The sequence below is a fragment of the Streptomyces tendae genome (genome assembly GCF_008632955.1).
In the GTDB taxonomy this organism is placed as follows: Bacteria; Actinomycetota; Actinomycetes; order Streptomycetales; family Streptomycetaceae; genus Streptomyces.
The window spans coordinates 3,393,106-3,408,194 of the sequence record NZ_CP043959.1; the positions used below are offsets into that span (position 1 = coordinate 3,393,106).

General features: G+C 73.6%; 15 protein-coding genes. 8 read left to right on the forward strand and 7 right to left on the reverse strand.

The window, feature by feature from the left end; genetic code table 11:
* Nucleotides 1–73: 73 nt before the first annotated feature.
* Together F3L20_RS15620 and F3L20_RS15625 are read left to right on the forward strand one after the other, a co-directional pair.
* Nucleotides 74–1,522 (forward strand): DEAD/DEAH box helicase, encoded by a 1,449-nt coding sequence (locus tag F3L20_RS15620; protein ID WP_150154906.1) that lies wholly within the window; start codon nt 74–76, stop codon nt 1,520–1,522.
* Nucleotides 1,523–1,614: 92 nt separating this feature from the next.
* Entirely contained in the window at nt 1,615–1,854 is a 240-nt protein-coding gene (locus tag F3L20_RS15625) for a DUF5302 domain-containing protein (protein WP_145824857.1), read from the forward strand.
* Between the two features lie 52 nt (nt 1,855–1,906).
* On the opposite strand, the gene F3L20_RS15630 is transcribed toward F3L20_RS15625, so the two are convergent.
* The gene (locus tag F3L20_RS15630) at nt 1,907–2,887 is read right to left on the reverse strand and encodes a DUF2804 domain-containing protein (protein WP_150154907.1); all 981 of its coding nucleotides are present in this window, start codon (nt 2,885–2,887) and stop codon (nt 1,907–1,909) included.
* Between the two features lie 175 nt (nt 2,888–3,062).
* Nucleotides 3,063–3,554, reverse strand: coding sequence for a carboxymuconolactone decarboxylase family protein (locus F3L20_RS15635; RefSeq protein ID WP_150154908.1), 492 nt, complete (start codon nt 3,552–3,554; stop codon nt 3,063–3,065).
* 137 nt (nt 3,555–3,691) lie between these two features.
* Here F3L20_RS15635 and F3L20_RS15640 point away from each other — a divergent pair, with 137 nt between their 5' ends.
* Nucleotides 3,692–4,663: an RNA polymerase sigma-70 factor gene (locus F3L20_RS15640; protein ID WP_431193192.1), complete on the forward strand. Its 972-nt coding sequence runs from the start codon at nt 3,692–3,694 to the stop codon at nt 4,661–4,663.
* A gap of 198 nt (nt 4,664–4,861) precedes the next feature.
* Here F3L20_RS15640 and F3L20_RS15645 read toward each other — a convergent pair whose 3' ends face one another.
* The 4 genes from F3L20_RS15645 to F3L20_RS15660 form a co-directional block, all read right to left on the reverse strand.
* The gene (locus tag F3L20_RS15645) at nt 4,862–5,431 is read right to left on the reverse strand and encodes a DUF6328 family protein (protein ID WP_150154910.1); all 570 of its coding nucleotides are present in this window, start codon (nt 5,429–5,431) and stop codon (nt 4,862–4,864) included.
* A gap of 228 nt (nt 5,432–5,659) precedes the next feature.
* Nucleotides 5,660–6,262 (reverse strand): nitroreductase family protein, encoded by a 603-nt coding sequence (locus F3L20_RS15650; protein WP_150154911.1) that lies wholly within the window; start codon nt 6,260–6,262, stop codon nt 5,660–5,662.
* Nucleotides 6,263–6,281: 19 nt separating this feature from the next.
* Complete coding sequence (gene metX, locus F3L20_RS15655) at nt 6,282–7,478, reverse strand: homoserine O-acetyltransferase MetX (protein ID WP_150154912.1); 1,197 nt, start codon at nt 7,476–7,478, stop codon at nt 6,282–6,284.
* A complete protein-coding gene (locus F3L20_RS15660; protein ID WP_150154913.1) occupies nt 7,475–8,839 on the reverse strand; it encodes a bifunctional o-acetylhomoserine/o-acetylserine sulfhydrylase in 1,365 nt (454 codons plus the stop codon). Before F3L20_RS15660 ends, metX begins: the two co-directional genes overlap by 4 nt.
* Nucleotides 8,840–9,264: 425 nt before the next feature.
* Between F3L20_RS15660 and F3L20_RS35620 the strand changes: the two genes are divergently transcribed.
* The 5 genes from F3L20_RS35620 (at nt 9,265) to F3L20_RS15680 (ending at nt 13,808) form a co-directional block, all read left to right on the forward strand.
* Nucleotides 9,265–9,345, forward strand: coding sequence for a putative leader peptide (locus F3L20_RS35620; protein WP_356787323.1), 81 nt, complete (start codon nt 9,265–9,267; stop codon nt 9,343–9,345).
* Nucleotides 9,346–9,661: 316 nt separating this feature from the next.
* Nucleotides 9,662–10,219: an NADPH-dependent FMN reductase gene (ssuE, locus tag F3L20_RS15665; protein WP_150154914.1), complete on the forward strand. Its 558-nt coding sequence runs from the start codon at nt 9,662–9,664 to the stop codon at nt 10,217–10,219.
* Between the two features lie 126 nt (nt 10,220–10,345).
* Nucleotides 10,346–11,509, forward strand: a complete 1,164-nt coding sequence (locus F3L20_RS15670; RefSeq protein WP_150154915.1) for an LLM class flavin-dependent oxidoreductase — start codon at nt 10,346–10,348, stop codon at nt 11,507–11,509.
* Nucleotides 11,510–11,998: 489 nt separating this feature from the next.
* Nucleotides 11,999–12,484 carry a DUF5994 family protein gene (locus F3L20_RS15675; protein ID WP_150154916.1) on the forward strand — a complete coding sequence of 162 codons (486 nt, stop codon included), beginning with the start codon at nt 11,999–12,001 and terminating at the stop codon, nt 12,482–12,484.
* Between the two features lie 100 nt (nt 12,485–12,584).
* Nucleotides 12,585–13,808, forward strand: a complete 1,224-nt coding sequence (locus tag F3L20_RS15680; protein WP_240810915.1) for a PP2C family protein-serine/threonine phosphatase — start codon at nt 12,585–12,587, stop codon at nt 13,806–13,808.
* Between the two features lie 109 nt (nt 13,809–13,917).
* Here the strand turns inward: F3L20_RS15680 and F3L20_RS15685 are convergent, their stop codons facing one another.
* Nucleotides 13,918–14,958 carry a PP2C family protein-serine/threonine phosphatase gene (locus F3L20_RS15685; protein ID WP_167534532.1) on the reverse strand — a complete coding sequence of 347 codons (1,041 nt, stop codon included), beginning with the start codon at nt 14,956–14,958 and terminating at the stop codon, nt 13,918–13,920.
* Nucleotides 14,959–15,089 lie beyond the last annotated feature (131 nt).

Consider the following 15,089-nt stretch of genomic DNA (forward strand, 5'->3'; position numbering starts at 1 on the left):
GGTTCCGCCCCCTGCGCGGACCGTCCCCTCCTGCCGGGCCTTCCTCGGCACGTTCCCCTGCGGAAGGCTCTTCATGAAGCACCCCGACGACTCCGGCACCGCCCACGGAGGCACCGCCCAGGAAGGCGCCGCCCACGAAGGCACCGGCGTGCGCGAGACCACGACGCCGGTGGACGCCCGGGCCGGCTCCTTCGCCGCCCTCGGACTCCCGGAGGCGGTACTGCGCACCCTGGACGAGCAGGGGATGCGCGACCCCTTCCCGATCCAGGCCGCCACCCTTCCTGACGCCCTGCGCGGACGCGACGTCCTGGGACGCGGGCGCACCGGCTCCGGCAAGACGCTCGCCTTCGGCCTCCCCCTGCTGACCCGCACGGCGGGACGGCGCGCCGAACCCAAGCAGCCCCTCGCCCTGGTCCTCGTGCCCACCCGGGAGCTGGCCCAGCAGGTCACCCAGGCGCTCGCGCCGTACGCCGAGGCACTGCGACTGCGGATGGCCACGGTCGTCGGCGGCATGTCGATCGGCCGGCAGATCGCCGCGCTGCGCCAGGGGGCCGAGGTGGTCGTCGCCACGCCCGGACGCCTGCACGACCTCGTCGAGCGCAACGCCTGCCGGCTCGGGCGGGTGCGGATCACCGTCCTGGACGAGGCCGACCAGATGTGCGACCTGGGCTTCCTGCCGCAGGTGACCGAGGTGCTCGCCCAGGTGCGCCCCGAGGGACAGCGCATGCTGTTCTCCGCCACCCTGGACGGCGACGTCGACCAGCTGGTCCGCGACCACCTCCACGACCCCGTCGTCCACTCCGTCGACCCGGCCGAGGGCTCCGTCGCGACCATGGAGCACCACGTCCTGGTCGTCCACGGCCCCGACCGCTACGCCGTCACCACGGAGATCGCCGCCCGCGACGGCCGCGTCCTGCTGTTCCTGGAGACCAAGCACGCCGTCGACCAGCTCACCCGGCACCTGCGGGCACACGGGGTGCAGGCCGGGGCCCTGCACAGCGGCAAGTCCCAGCCGCAGCGCACCCGGACGCTCGCGCAGTTCAAGGAGGGACGGATCACCGCCCTGGTGGCGACCGACGTCGCGGCCCGCGGCCTGCACATCGACGACCTCGACCTCGTCGTCAACGTGGATCCGCCCGCCGACCCCAAGGACTACGTGCACCGCGCGGGCCGCACCGCCCGCGCCGGTGAGTCCGGCCGTGTGGTCACGCTGGTCGCGTCGGGCGGGCGCCGCGAGACGGTCCGCATGCTGACCGGCGCCGGCATCCGCGCCACCGTCACCACGGTGCGCTCCGGCGAGGCGGAACTGACCCGGATCACCGGCGCCCAGGCTCCCTCCGGCGTCCCCCTCGACGGCGGACCCGCCGCGCCCCGGCCGAAGAACACCAACGCCCCCTTCCGCGGCCTCGGAACCACCAAGGGCACCCCCCGCGCCACCGGCGGCAGGCCGTCCCGCAAGGCCGGCGAGGCCCGCAAGCTCGCCGAGGCGCGCCGGGCCGCCCAGGTGCGCCGCTCCGGCTGAAGCGGCACCGCCCCCAGATATTCGCTCCCCGCACGGGGCCGGACGTGACAAGCTGAGCTCGCCCGTCCCCGCACCGAACCCAGGAGGTCACCATGACCGCAGAGCAGCCCGCCACGGAAGGTTCGGAGCCGGCGGACGCCGGAACGTCCCCTCTCACCCCGGACGACGACGGCACCTACGACCTGAAGCGCAAGTTCCGTGAGGCGCTGGCGCGCAAGCGCGGTGCGCAGGCGGACGCGGCCGAGGCGGCCGCCCACCCGAACGCGTCCAAGGTGCGCGCCGCGCACGGCCCGGCGGCCAACCAGCGGTCGTTCCGGCGCAAGAGCGGCTGAGCCGCTCCGTCCCGCCCCGCCCGTGACGCGCGCGTCACGGGCGGTTCCCTTCTCACCACCGGTTGCGGGCCTCCTCCGCCCAGCCGGTGAGACCGTCGAGGTCCACCCAGGTGCCGTCGTCGGCCTGGGCGCGCCCGGTGAAGTCACCGAAGCACTGACGGGTGTCGCCGGACACGACGAGCAGGTTCGTCCTGGCGGTCCGCACGTGGGCGGGGTGGAACCCGGCCTCCACCCGGGGGCCGGTGATCCGCCACGGCCGCAGCCAGTCGGTCCGGTCGTACTCCCAGACCAGGTCGTCCCCGATCTTGTGCATCCGGCCGTCGACGAACAGTGCGTTCTCCGTCGAGCCGGTCCCGTCGGTCCACCGGCCGCCGAGCTGGACCGCCCGCCCCGGGGCGCAGCCCGCCGCCCAGTTCCAGGAGACGGAGTAGCGCCACTTGCCGCGCCCGTGGTCCAGGACGGCGAAGGAGTCGGACGCGTCGAAGGTGACCTCCCGCGAGCCGAGCGTCAGACGTCCGCGCACGGGACGGCCGAGGTCCTTCACCGTGTACTGGAAGCGGCGCCGGCCCCACGGCACGACCACGCCCAGGGAGTCGTGGCCCGGCACGAGCGGCGCCTCGGCCTCCAGCCGGAAACCCGGAGCGGTCGCGCTGATGCCGGTGCCGTCCTGGTGCTGGACGAACTCCAGCGCCACCCCGCCGCCCCGCGCGGACGCGGTCCCCGTGCCGCTGCGGTCGGGCATGCGCACGCCCCGCGCCAGCGGTGTCACCGCGTCCTCGGCCAGTTCGCGGCCGGTGGCCCGGTCCAGCACGTACACGCCGTGCGTGCCGGCGTAGTCGAGGGACGAGACGACCAGGCCGACGATGTGGGTGGGGGTCACGATGCCCCAGTACTCCCAGCGCTTGGCCCGCCCCCACCCGCGCAGGTTCGCACGGTGCAGCGGCCGCCTGGTCCAGCCGACCGCCGCCGGATCGAGCCGCCCGTCGGGAAGGCACAGGTCGACGGGGGAGGTGATCTCGCGTTCGGCGGTCATGGCGTGTGGCCCTTTCGTCCGGGTGGCGCGCCACGGCCGGGTCCCGTGGACGGTCCGGGCACGGCCACCGATGTCCCTGCCCAGTCATACCGCGAGGCATGACACCGGCGTGTGCCGCCCCCGGAGGCCGCCCGGAGTCGCCGCGACTCCGGGCGGCTCGCCCGGCCTCCGTGCGTCACCCCTCGGCGAACGCGGCCGTGAACGCCCCCGGCTCGTACGAGCCGCCCTTCTGGTGGACGATGACCGCCAGCCGGTTGGCCGCGTTGATCAGGGCGACCAGGGCGACCAGCGCGGCGGTCTGGTCGTCGTCGTAGTGCTTGCGCACCAGGGCCCAGGTCTCGTCCGACACGCCCTGGTGGGCGTCGGCGAGGCGGGTGCCCTCCTCGGCCAGCGCGAGGGCCGCCTGCTCGGCCTCGGTGAACACGGTCGCCTCGCGCCAGGTGGCGACCAGGTGGAGCCGTACCGCGCTCTCGCCGGCCGCGGTGGCCTCCTTGACGTGCATGTCGACGCAGTGACCGCAGCCGTTGATCTGGCTGGCGCGCAGCGACACCAGTTCCTGGACCGGCCTGGGCAGCGGGGAGTCGTGGATGATCAGTCCCGCGCCGGCGAACCGCTTGGCGAAGCGGGCGGAGATCTCGTTCTCCCACAGGTTGAAGCGTGCGTCCATGGTGTCGTCCTCACTCGTCGTCGTTCGGCGGACACCCACCAGATGCCGGCGGCCCGTACCGTGTGACGAGCGGCTGATGTGAGGTGGACCACAGGCCGCCGGTGTCACGGATCCGGCCCGGCCGGCGTCTCGTGCGCATGACTGTGTTCGGGGAACGGGACGAGGGAACGACCGTGACACGCGGGGACGACGGGCGCCGTGGGGACACGGCCGGCCGGGGCGACGGGGGAGTCGGGCCCGCCACCGAGGACTTCCTGGCCCACCGGAACCTGCTGTTCACCGTCGCCTACGAGATGCTCGGCTCGGCCGCCGACGCCGAGGAAGTGCTGCAGGAGACGTGGCTGCGCTGGGCCGGCGTGGACCTGGCCGGCGTGCGGGACCGGCGCGCGTACCTGGTCCGCATCACCACGCGGCAGGCGCTGACCCGGCTGCGCACGCTCGGCCGCCGCAAGGAGTCCTACGTCGGCTCCTGGCTGCCCGAGCCGCTGCTCACCTCGCCCGACGTCGCCGAGGACGTCGAACTGGCCGACAGCGTCTCGATGGCGATGATGCTGGTGATGGAGACCCTCGCGCCGACGGAGCGGGCGGTGTTCGTGCTGCGCGAGGTGTTCGACGTCGGGTACGACGAGATCGCGGAGGCCGTCGGCAAGTCCCCGGCCGCGGTGCGGCAGATCGCGCACCGGGCCCGCGCGCACGTGGCGGCCCGCCGCCCGCGCGGGGACGCGTCGCGGGACCGGACGCGCCACGCCCTGGACGCGTTCCGCCGGGCGGTGGAGACGGGTGACCTGCAGGGCCTGCTCGACGTGCTGGCGCCGGACGTCGTCCTGCTCGGCGACGGCGGCGGGATCAAGCAGGCGGTGCTGCGGCCGGTGGTGGGCGCGGACAGGGTGGCCCGGCTGCTCCAGGGCGGGCTGCGCAAAGCCCCCGGCGCGCTGACCCTGCGGCCGGCGGAGGTGAACGGCCGTCCGGGGCTCGTGCTTCACCTCGACGGCGAACTGGACACCGTGCTCGCGGTCCGCTTCGACGACGGCCTGGTCACCGGGCTGTACGCGGTGCGTAACCCGCAGAAGCTGTCACACATGGAGCAGGAGACCGTCCTGCGCCGGTGAAGCCCGTACCGGATCAGGGGCGGCCGGTGAGGCAGCCGGCCGTACTCCCCCGTGACAGTGGGTCACCACCAGGATCACGTCGTGCTCGGAGTCCAGGAGCGCTCACGACCGCACTCTCCCTCGCTGTGGGGACGGTCGGGAACGACTGACGGACGCCCCGAAGCCGTCGGGCCACGAGGCGTCCACGTACCCGCGTGCTCAGGCCTCTTCGCGCTGTGCGCGGCGGGCGGCGCGGCGGCGCAGGCGCAGCGGCAGCACGTACCAGCACAGCCCGAACCACAGCATGACCCCGCCCACCAGTACCTCGGCGAGCACGCCCGGCACGACGAACCGCAGTATCAGCAGCAGCGTGCAGCCGATGGTCAGCGCGAGCAGCACCATCCCGCACACCATCAGCCGGCCGGCCGCCTCCACCATCTCGTCCTTCATGCGCTGCCCGGACAGGAAGCGGTGGATGGAGACGGGCGCGATCAGCGACCCCGTCGCGGCCGCGCCGAAGACCACCGTCATCACGTAGATGACCCGGTCCAGCGTCTCCAGCTCACGGAACAGGGGGGTGAAGGCCACGCTGAGCAGGAACCCGAAGAGGATCTGCACACCTGTCTGAGTGACACGTGTCTCCTGCAGGATCTCGTTCCAGCGGCGGTTCACCCGCTCCCGCGCGGACTCCGGCTCCTCGGTGCCGGACCGCGCGGCATGGTCGTCGTGGCGCGCGCAGCAGGTGTGCCCCTTCTCCGTCGGCTCGGCCGGCTGCTCCGTCATCGTCATGGCGTCCTCCCCAGTTCCAGACGGACCGTTTGCCCCGATCGGACGCCGTCATGCAGCATCCGGGACGACCGAAGCCACCGTCCGCGCAGGTACCGGCCCCTGGTGACCCGTCACACGGCGAGCGATGCGTGGCCCGCGCGCTGCTGCGCGCCCGTCCCCGGACAGGGCGCGCAGCAGCGCGCGGGCCACCGCATGTGCACTCCTTCGGACGGTCTGTACCGGGGGTGTTCAGGGGCCGGCGGGCAGCGGGGTGCCCCAGGTGGGGCCGAAGAACGTCTCGGCGACGGGGCGCCGCTCACGGGCGGCCGTCTCCCGCTCGCGCAGTCTCGGCGGCAGCAGGTCCGCCGGGGCCAGCGCGCCGACGGCGACGACGGACAGCGCGCGGTAACCGCCCGGTACGCCCAGCGAGCCGTGCAGCACCTCGGCGTCGAAGCCCGACATCTGGTGCCCGTGCAGCCCCAAGGCGTGTGCTTGCAGGACCAGTTGGGACACAGCGAGCCCGGTGTCGTACGCGGCGCCGTGCAGTGGCACGCCGTTGTCGGCGCGCTCCTCCGCCAGCGCGGCCACCAGCAGCGAACTGGTGCGCGCCCATTCCTGGTTGAAGGGAATCAGGCTGTCGAGGACGCGCCGATAGGTCGGGTCGCCGCGCCGGCCGACCAGGAACCGCCACGGCTGCGCGTTGAAGGCGGAGGGCGCCCAGCGGGCCGCTTCGAGCAGGGAGACCAGTTCCTCGTCGCCCAGCGTGTGCGCGGCGTCGAACGAACGGGGGCTCCAGCGCTCGGCGAGCAGCGGATGGACGGCCACGGCCGTGGTCGCGGTCCGGGGTGACATGTGTGGTGACCCTTCTGCGTCAGGGATGGGGGAGGTGATGTTCCGGCGCACCCGCCGGGGCCGGGGGAGGTGCGGGCAGGAGTTCAGCCACCAGCGCGGCGACCTGCTCCACCTCGATCAGGAAGCCGTCGTGGCCGTACGGCGACCCGACGACCCGCGGTGCGTCCGCCGTGGGGATGCCGGCCGCCAGCTCCGCCTGCTGGGACAGGGGGTAGAGCCGGTCGGAGTCGACGCCGGCCACCAGCGTCGGGGCGGTCACCCGGCCCAGGGCGGCCCGCACCCCGCCGCGCCCGCGCCCGACGTCATGACTGTTCATCGCCTCGGACAGCACGACGTAACTGCCCGCGTCGAAGCGGCGCACCAGCTTGTCCGCGTGATGGTCCAGGTAGGACGCCACCTGGTAGCGGCCACCGCGCCAGGGGTCCTCCCCGTCCTGCGCGGCTCGTCCGAAACGGCTCCGCAGTTCCGGCTCGCTGCGGTAGGTGATGTGGGCGATGCGCCGGGCCAGGCCGAGTCCGGCATGCGGGCCGCGCCCGGTGTCGTGGTAGTGGCCGCCGTGCCAGTGCGGGTCGGCGCGGATGGCGTGCGTCTGCGTCCCGGCCCACGCGATCTGCTCCGCGCTCGCGGCGGCCGTCGTGGCCGCCAGCAGGAGCGCGCCGGTCCGTTCCGGGTACGACACGGCCCACTCCACAGCTCGCATCCCGCCCATCGAACCGCCCACGACCAGAGCCCACCGGTCGATGCCGAGCGCGTCGGCCAGGGCGGCCTCGGCCGCGACCTGGTCGCGCTGCGTCAGGAACGGGAAGTCGCCGCCCCAGCGCCGCCCGGACGGGCCGCGGGAGGACGGCCCCGTGCTGCCCTGGCAGCCGCCGAGCACGTTCGGCGCCACCACGAACCAGCGGTCCGTGTCGAGCGCCCGCCCGGGTCCGACGAGCCCGTCCCACCAGCCGGGCGTGGGATGCCCCGGCTCGGCGGGACCCGCCACATGGCTGTCACCGGTGAGGGCGTGCAGCACCAGCACCGCGTTGGACCGGTCCGGGGCGAGCCGGCCCCACGTCTCGAACGCGAGCCGCACGTCCGGCAGTTCACCACCCGCCTCCAGCGGAAGCGGCTCCGGGTGCGCGTACCACTGCCGCCGTCCGGGCGGGTCCCCCTCCCGCCAGGCCCCGGAGGCCGGCGGGAGGGGGGTCGGGGGCGGCGTCAGGACGGTGTTCAGGACGCTCCCTTCGCCGCGCGGAACCCCGCCTCCAGGTCGGCCTTGAGGTCGTCGAGGGCCTCGATGCCGACGGACAGCCGCACCAGGCCGGGCGAGGTGCCGGTGGCCGCGAGCTGTCGCTCGTCGAGCTGGCTGTGGGTGGTGGACGCCGGGTGGATGATGAGGCTGCGCACGTCACCGATGTTGGCGAGGTGACTGAACAGCTGGACGGCGTCCACGAACCGCTTGCCTGCCTCGACGCCGTCCCGCAGCTCGAACGAGACGATCGCGCCCGCTCCGCGCGGCAGGTACTTCTGCCCTGCCTCGTACCAGGGGCTGGACGGCAGGCCCGCGTAGTGCACGGCGGCCACCTCGTCGCGCCGCTCCAGCCACTCGGCGAGCGCCCGAGCGTTCGAGGAGTGCCGTTCGATACGCAGGCTGAGCGTCTCCACGCCCTGCAGCAGCAGGAACGCCGAGTGCGGGGAGAGGGCCGGACCCAGGTCGCGCAGCAACTGCACCCGCAGCTTCACCGCGAACGCGCCCGGACCGAGCGCCGGCCAGTACCGCAGGCCGTGGTAGCTCGGGTCGGGCTCGGTGAAGTCGGGGAACCGGTCGGCGTGCGCCCCGAAGTCGAAGGTGCCGCCGTCGACGACCACACCCGCGATCGCCGTGCCGTGACCGCCCAGGAACTTGGTCGCCGAGTGCACCACGACGTCCGCGCCGTGCTCGACGGGCCGCAGCAGATAGGGAGTCGGCACCGTGTTGTCCACGATCAGCGGCACGCCCGCCGTGTGGGCGACGTCCGCGACCGCCCGCACGTCGAGGACGTTGCCGCGCGGGTTGCCCAGCGTTTCCGCGAACAGTGCCTTGGTGTGGGGGCGGATCGCCGCCCGCCAGGCCTCCGGGTCGTCAGGGTCGTCCACGAAGGACACCTCGATGCCGAACTTCGGCAGTGTGTGCCGGAACAGGTTGTACGTGCCGCCGTAGAGTGAGGTGCTGGAGACGATGTGGTCGCCGGCGCTCGCCACCGTGAGGATCGCCAACGTCTCGGCCGCCTGCCCGGAGGACAGCGCCACGGCCGCGACACCGCCCTCCAGCGCGGCGATCCGCTGCTCGAAGACGTCCTGGGTGGGGTTGTGGATGCGGGTGTAGATGTTGCCGGGCTCGGCCAGGGCGAACAGGTCGGCGGCGTGCTGCGTGTCGCGGAAGACGAACGACGTCGTCTGGTAGATCGGCGTCGCGCGGGCACCGGTCGTCGGGTCGGGCTCCGCGCCCGCGTGGACCTGCTTGGTCTCGAAGGACCAGGCCGGCGTGTCAGCCGTCGTGGAACCTTCCTCGGGGGTGTGGCCTGCGGTGACGGAGTCAAGGGGCTGGCTGCTCATGAGGGTGCTCCCTGGCAGAGAAACGGGACGAAAGGGTCATGCCTGAGGACGCCGCGGCGCCACGCGTCACGGCCCGGACACAGGGGGGCGGTGGTCAGCGCGGTGCGGTACGGCGAGGAGGGGGGAACGGCCGGTCCACGGCCGGGCGCGCGGCGTCAGCTCGCGGCGGGACAGCCCGTGGTGGTGACACGCACGTAGTCAACGTGGCGGCGGGTCACGAGCACGGTCATGCGCTCAGGTAACCACACGGGGGCGGCGGTGCGCCAGATCGACGGCCGTCGTCCCGCTCGCCGGGACGACGCCCCGGGCGCGGACCAGCGTGAAGGGTGATTTTCCAACAGGCCCTCGAAGAACGGCTCTCAGCATGTGGAACGTCGTCCGGGCGTCCTTGACCCGTGTCACCGACCGCTGCTTTGATCGGCGGCATGAAGCGACAGGAGCTCACGCGGCGACGCCACGTCGACCTTGCGCGTGTCTCCAGCTCCTGCTGTCGCACCCGGGTCTGAGCGCAGCCGGGGGAAACCCTCGCGTTCGCGCCTTCTCCTTGCTCACGGCTCCCGGATCGCTCACGGCTCCCGGACCTTTTGCTGACGCCCGCCCTCCCCGTGCCGCCGTCCTCTGACGTCCGCTCACCGTGTTCCTCCCCGTCGCGCACACGGGTGCCGCCCGGGCGGCACGTCCGCCTCGTACGGCCCATGACGCCTGTGCCGCCCGTGCCCACGTGCCGCCCGGCATACGCGAACCGGGACCCGGGGGACGGAACCCCCGTCGCCGCCCGCGCCTGAACCCGCCCGCCCCACACCACTCCCGGAAGGTCCTCGCATGGCCACCGTCCTGTCCGTCTCCGGAAGCCCCTCCGCCACCTCCCGCACCGGCCGGCTGCTGCGCCACCTGGACCAGCGGCTCGTCGCCCAGGGGCACGAGGTCATACCGCTCGACGTACGCACCCTCCCGCCCGAGGCGCTGCTGCACGCCGACTTCCGCCATCCGGCGATCGTCGAGGCCACCGCCCTCTTCCGGCGCGCCGACGGTGTCGTCATCGGCACCCCCGTCTACAAGGCCGCCTACTCCGGGCTGCTGAAGGCACTGCTGGACCTGCTCCCGCAGTACGCGCTGACCGGGAAGACCGTCCTGCCGCTGGCCACCGGCGGCACCACCGCCCACGTCCTCGTCATCGACTACGCCCTGCGGCCCGTCCTCAACTCCATGGGCCCCGCCCACATCACGCCCGGCTGGTTCACCCTCGACAAGGAGATCACCGTCGGCGACGACGGCACGCTGACCGTCGCCCCCGCCGCCGCCGAAGCGCTGGCGCAGGTCACCGACCAGTTCTCCCGCGCGCTCGGCGGCCGTACCACGCTGCTGGCGGCCACCGGATGAACGCCGCCGTACGGCACACGCCGCGCCGGCTCCCGCACCAGGAGCCGTAACGGGCTCCCACGACCACCCGCCACGGCCTCCTCCGACGAACGACGAAAGACGCCCTCCCCGAACGGAGCCTTCCCCGTGTCCCTCACCTTCCACTGGTTCCTGCCCACCAACGGCGACAGCCGGCACGTCGTCGGCGGCGGCCACGGCACCCCGGCCACGGCGTCCGGCCGCGACCGGCCGCCCACGGTCGCCTACCTCAGCCAGATCGCCCGCGCCGCCGAGGACCTGGGCTTCACCGGCGCGCTCACCCCGACCGGCGCGTGGTGCGAGGACGCCTGGCTGACCACCGCCATGGTCAGCCGGAACACCGAACGGCTGAAGTTCCTGGTCGCCTTCCGCCCCGGCTTCGTCTCGCCCACCCTCGCCGCGCAGATGGCGTCCACCTTCCAGCGCCAGAGCGGCGGACGGCTGCTGCTCAACGTGGTCACCGGCGGCGAGAGCCACGAACAGCGCGCCTACGGCGACTTCCTCGACAAGGACGACCGCTACCGCCGTACCGACGAATTCCTGAGCGTCGTACGGCAGTTGTGGCAGGGCAAGACCGTCCACCTGGAGGGTGAGCACCTCCGGGTGGAGGACGCCAGGCTGACCCGCGTACCCGACCCGGTCCCGGAGGTGTACTTCGGCGGATCCTCGCCGATCGCCGGCCGGGTCGCGGCGAAGCACGTCGACGTCTACCTCACCTGGGGTGAACCGCCCGCCGCCGTCGCGGAGAAGATCGCCCGGATCCGGCGCCTGGCCGCCGAGGAGGGCCGCACCCTGCGCTTCGGCATCCGGCTGCACGTCATCACCCGCGACACCTCCGAGCAGGCCTGGGCGGAGGCGAACCGTCTCCTGGCCGGCTTCGACCAGGAGACGATCCGCTCGGTCCAGGCCGGGCTCGCCCGCAGCGAGTCGGAGGGGCAGCGGCGGATGCTCGCCCTGCACGGCGGCGGCAAACGGGACGGCCTGGAGATCCACCCCAACCTGTGGGCCGGCATCGGCCTGGTGCGCGGCGGCGCGGGCACGGCGCTGGTCGGCAGCCACGACGAGGTCGCCGAACGCGTCAAGGAGTACCACGCCCTCGGCATCGACGAGTTCGTCCTCTCCGGCTATCCGCACCTGGAGGAGGCGTACTGGTTCGGCGAGGGTGTCCTCCCGAGGCTCCGGGCCGAGGGCCTGTGGACCCACCCGTACCAGGCACCGGCAGCCGAACAGCCGCAGTCACGGGTGCCGTTCGCGGCGACCGGTTTTCGCTGACCGGCCCGATGAACGGCCGCACCACGCCCGGCACCGCCGTCCCGGGAGCCTGCCGCGCCCGTCGGGCGGCGGCGCCGACGGGCGCGGTGGCGGAGTGGTCACCGTGCCAGGGCCAGTGTCCGGCGCCTGAGCCGGCACGCGCTCGACGCGGCGCGGCGTCGGATGCGCCTGCCCCGCGCATGACCTCGGGATGCGCCCCTGGTCGCCGGGACTCGGCGGGCTCAGGCCGCTGCCGGCCTCGGCGGGTACCGGGACCGGGCGCCGGTTGCTCCCGCACGACGGACGGAACGACGAGGTGCCTCGCCGGGCGGGTGCCGGGCGTGCCCCTCGGCCCTGGGAAACCGCTGGTCAGTCACGTCGTTCCGGTCCGGCGGGGGAGTACGGTGGAAGAGCCGGGAGTTCCTCGTGCACCGGCTCCGCCGCCGGTGCCGTTCCCGGGGATCGGCGACGCCGGACCGCGACCGTGGGCCCGGAGGCAAGGTCCGCGCCATGAATGTGACGATCGACCGCACGATGGCGAGCAGGCGGCTGTCCGCGCCACCGGCCCGGCTGTCCCTGACGCCCGCGCCGGGAGGGCTGGACGGCGTGTGGTGGCCTCGCTCCCGTGCCCTCAGCCGCGAGCTGCCGCTCCTGACCGCCGCGCTCGACGGTCCCTGGGGCCGTCTCACCGGCGTCACCGTGAACCCGGCCCACTGGCCCGTCATCCCGAGTTGGGTCTCCCTGGCCGGGCGTGCCGTGTGGGTGGACTGGTCGGCCGAGGAGCAGGACCCGCACCGGCTGACCCTCTTCTTCGCCGACGGCCGCCGGGACGTGTTGGTGGTTCCCCCCGAGGCCGGTGCCGCTGCCGCGGAGCTGATGCGCGGGGCCGGCAGGGGCGCCGGGGGCCGTGCGGGAGTGGCAGCGGACAGAATGGACGGACGGAGCGCGGTGGAGGCGTGGGAGACGGACGGCGGGGCGGGCGCGCCGTCGCCCTGACCGCATCCCTCGGCTCGACAGGCGTTCGCCCTGTCTCCGATTGACGCCCATCGGGGCCGTCCCCAGGCTGGTGGCAGGCGCTGACGAAGGGACCGTGGCCGTGAGCGGTGGGCAGAGCGTACTTCCCCGGCTGCTGACGGCGGCGGAGACGGCCGCACCGGTGGACGCCGTCGATGTGGTCGCCGAGCACCTGAGGTGGCGTCTGTCCGCCGAGGAGGTGTCCTTCCTCATCGTGGACCTGACAGGGAGGGCGGTGGCGCGGCTGTCCACCGCCGGTCCCGTGCCGGGCGGGAGGGAGGCGCAGCGGATCGCCCTCCCCGGCAGCGTCTACGAGTACGTGGTCCGCACCCAGCGCCCGTTCCAGGAGATGGGTGACCGGGGACTGCGGGTGATCGTGCCGGTCACCAACCGGGGGGACGCCATCGGACTGCTGGAACTGATCCTTCCGGACAGGCTCGGCGCGGACGTCCTCGAGGAGGTGGGGGAAGCTGCCCACGTCCTGGCCTACATCGTGATCGCCAACGGGCGTTTCACCGACCTCTACATCTGGGGCAAACGCTCAAGGCCCCCCACCCTGGCGGCGGAGATCCAGTACCAGCTGCTGCCCCCGTCGCTGTCGTGCGAGGCCGCACAGTTCACGCTGTGCGGCAGCCTGGAACCCTCCGAGAACCTCAGCGGCGACACCTTCGACTACACCCTGGACCGCGACACCCTGCACGTGTCGGTGACCGACCCCATGGGCCACGACGTCGCCGCGGCGCTCGCCGCAACGATCCTGGTGGGCGCCCTGCGCGGCGCCCGGCGGGCGGGAGCGGGCCTGGCCGACCAGGCCCACCGGGCCGACGTGGCCCTGGCCGACCACGGCCACGGCCACGCCACCGGACAACTGCTGCGCGTCGACCTCAACACCGGCCGGGCCCGGCTCGTCAACGCAGGCCACCCCTGGCCCCTGCGTCTGCGCGAGGGAGCGGCGGAGTCGGTCGTCTGCGAGGTGGACCCTCCCTTCGGACTCGTGGCCCACCCCTACCGGGTCCAGGACGTCGACCTGCGCCCCGGTGATCGTCTGCTGATGCTGACCGACGGCATGCTCGAACGGCACGGGGAGAAGGTCGACCTCCTCGGCATGCTGGAGCGCACCCGGGACCTGCACCCGCGTGAGGTCGCTCTGACGCTGACGTCCGCGGTGCGGGACGCCGCCGGCGGCCGGCTTCAGGACGACGCCACCGTGATGTGCCTGGACTGGCACGGCCCTCAGGAGACCCAGCGGCACGTCAGCTCCGGCGCGGACACCCGACTGGCCTCACCCGGCCACGCGAGGGGGTAGACGCGTCCTCGCATGCGAGGGCGTACGCGGCCACGGCGCGGCGGTCGCCTCCAGCCGCAGACACTCCCGAGCGCGGCCGGTGCGCCGACCGCCCGGCGGAAATCCGCACTCAGCCGGTCCTGCGCACCATGAGTACGGCGATGTCGTCCCGGTGTTCCCCGGCCGTGTAGCGGCCGACGTCCTCGGTCAGCCGGTCGGCGACCTCCCACGAGGAGACGGCCGTCCACTCTTCCAGGCGTCCTTCGAGGGGGTAGGGGGCGCCGGTGACGCCGCGGGCCTCGGTGACACCGTCGCTGCAGCTGAGGAGCGTGGCGCCCGCGGGGAAGGGGAACCACGAGACCGTTCTGGGCCGGGGAGAGAGATCCGCGAGCCCGAGTGGTACGCCCGGGTCACCGAGCTCCACCGGGGCGACGGGGCCGGATCCCAGCAGGTGAGGCGGGGGATAGCCGCAGTTGACGGCCTGCGTCTCGGTCGCGGTGTCGATGCCCAGGACGAGAGCGGTGACGAACTGCTCGGGCTCACCCGTCTGCTGGACGAACGCGTTGTGCCGGACCATGGCCCGCTCCAGGTCGTCCACCAGCGCGGTGAGGGTCGGCTCGCGCTGCGCGGCTTCGCGGAAGGCGCTGAGCACGGCGAAGGCGGCTCCGATCGCGCGCAGTCCCTTGCCCTGGACGTCCCCGAAGAGTAACCGGGTTCCGTACGGTGAGGCCGCCACCTCATAGACGTCGCCTCCCACCAGCCGGTCCGTCTCCACCGGCTGGTACGCACCGTCGACGACCACCCGGTCGGTGAGGACCGGCAGCGGCCGCAGCATCTGGCGCTGAAGCGCGACCGCCGCGGACCGGGTTCTCAGCAGTTCCCGCTCGCGCCGGACCCGCCAGCGGCAGGTCAGCACGCACAGCACGCCGAGCACGACGGCGAGCAGCAGCACGACGCCGTAGTCCGACGCCGACGGGAGCGGCCGGGCGATCAGCACCGCGGTGAGGACGACGAGCATCCAGCCCACCGCGCACGCGGTCTGCCGCACGGTCCCCACCGCCGCCGGGAACGCGGGCAGCAGGATCAGCAAGGGGGCGACGCGCACCGTGCGGTCGTCGATCAACAGCTCCAGCAGCACGATCGGCAGGGTCGCCAGGACCACGTAGACCATCGGGGCCTTGACGGGACCTCCGGGAGACGGCTCGGTACCGCCCTCAGCGCGCTGCATCCCCGGCGCGCCGGGCGCACGGGCCGTCACACGCCGACGAATCATCTCTTCAGGCTCCCGCGAACCGCCCGACG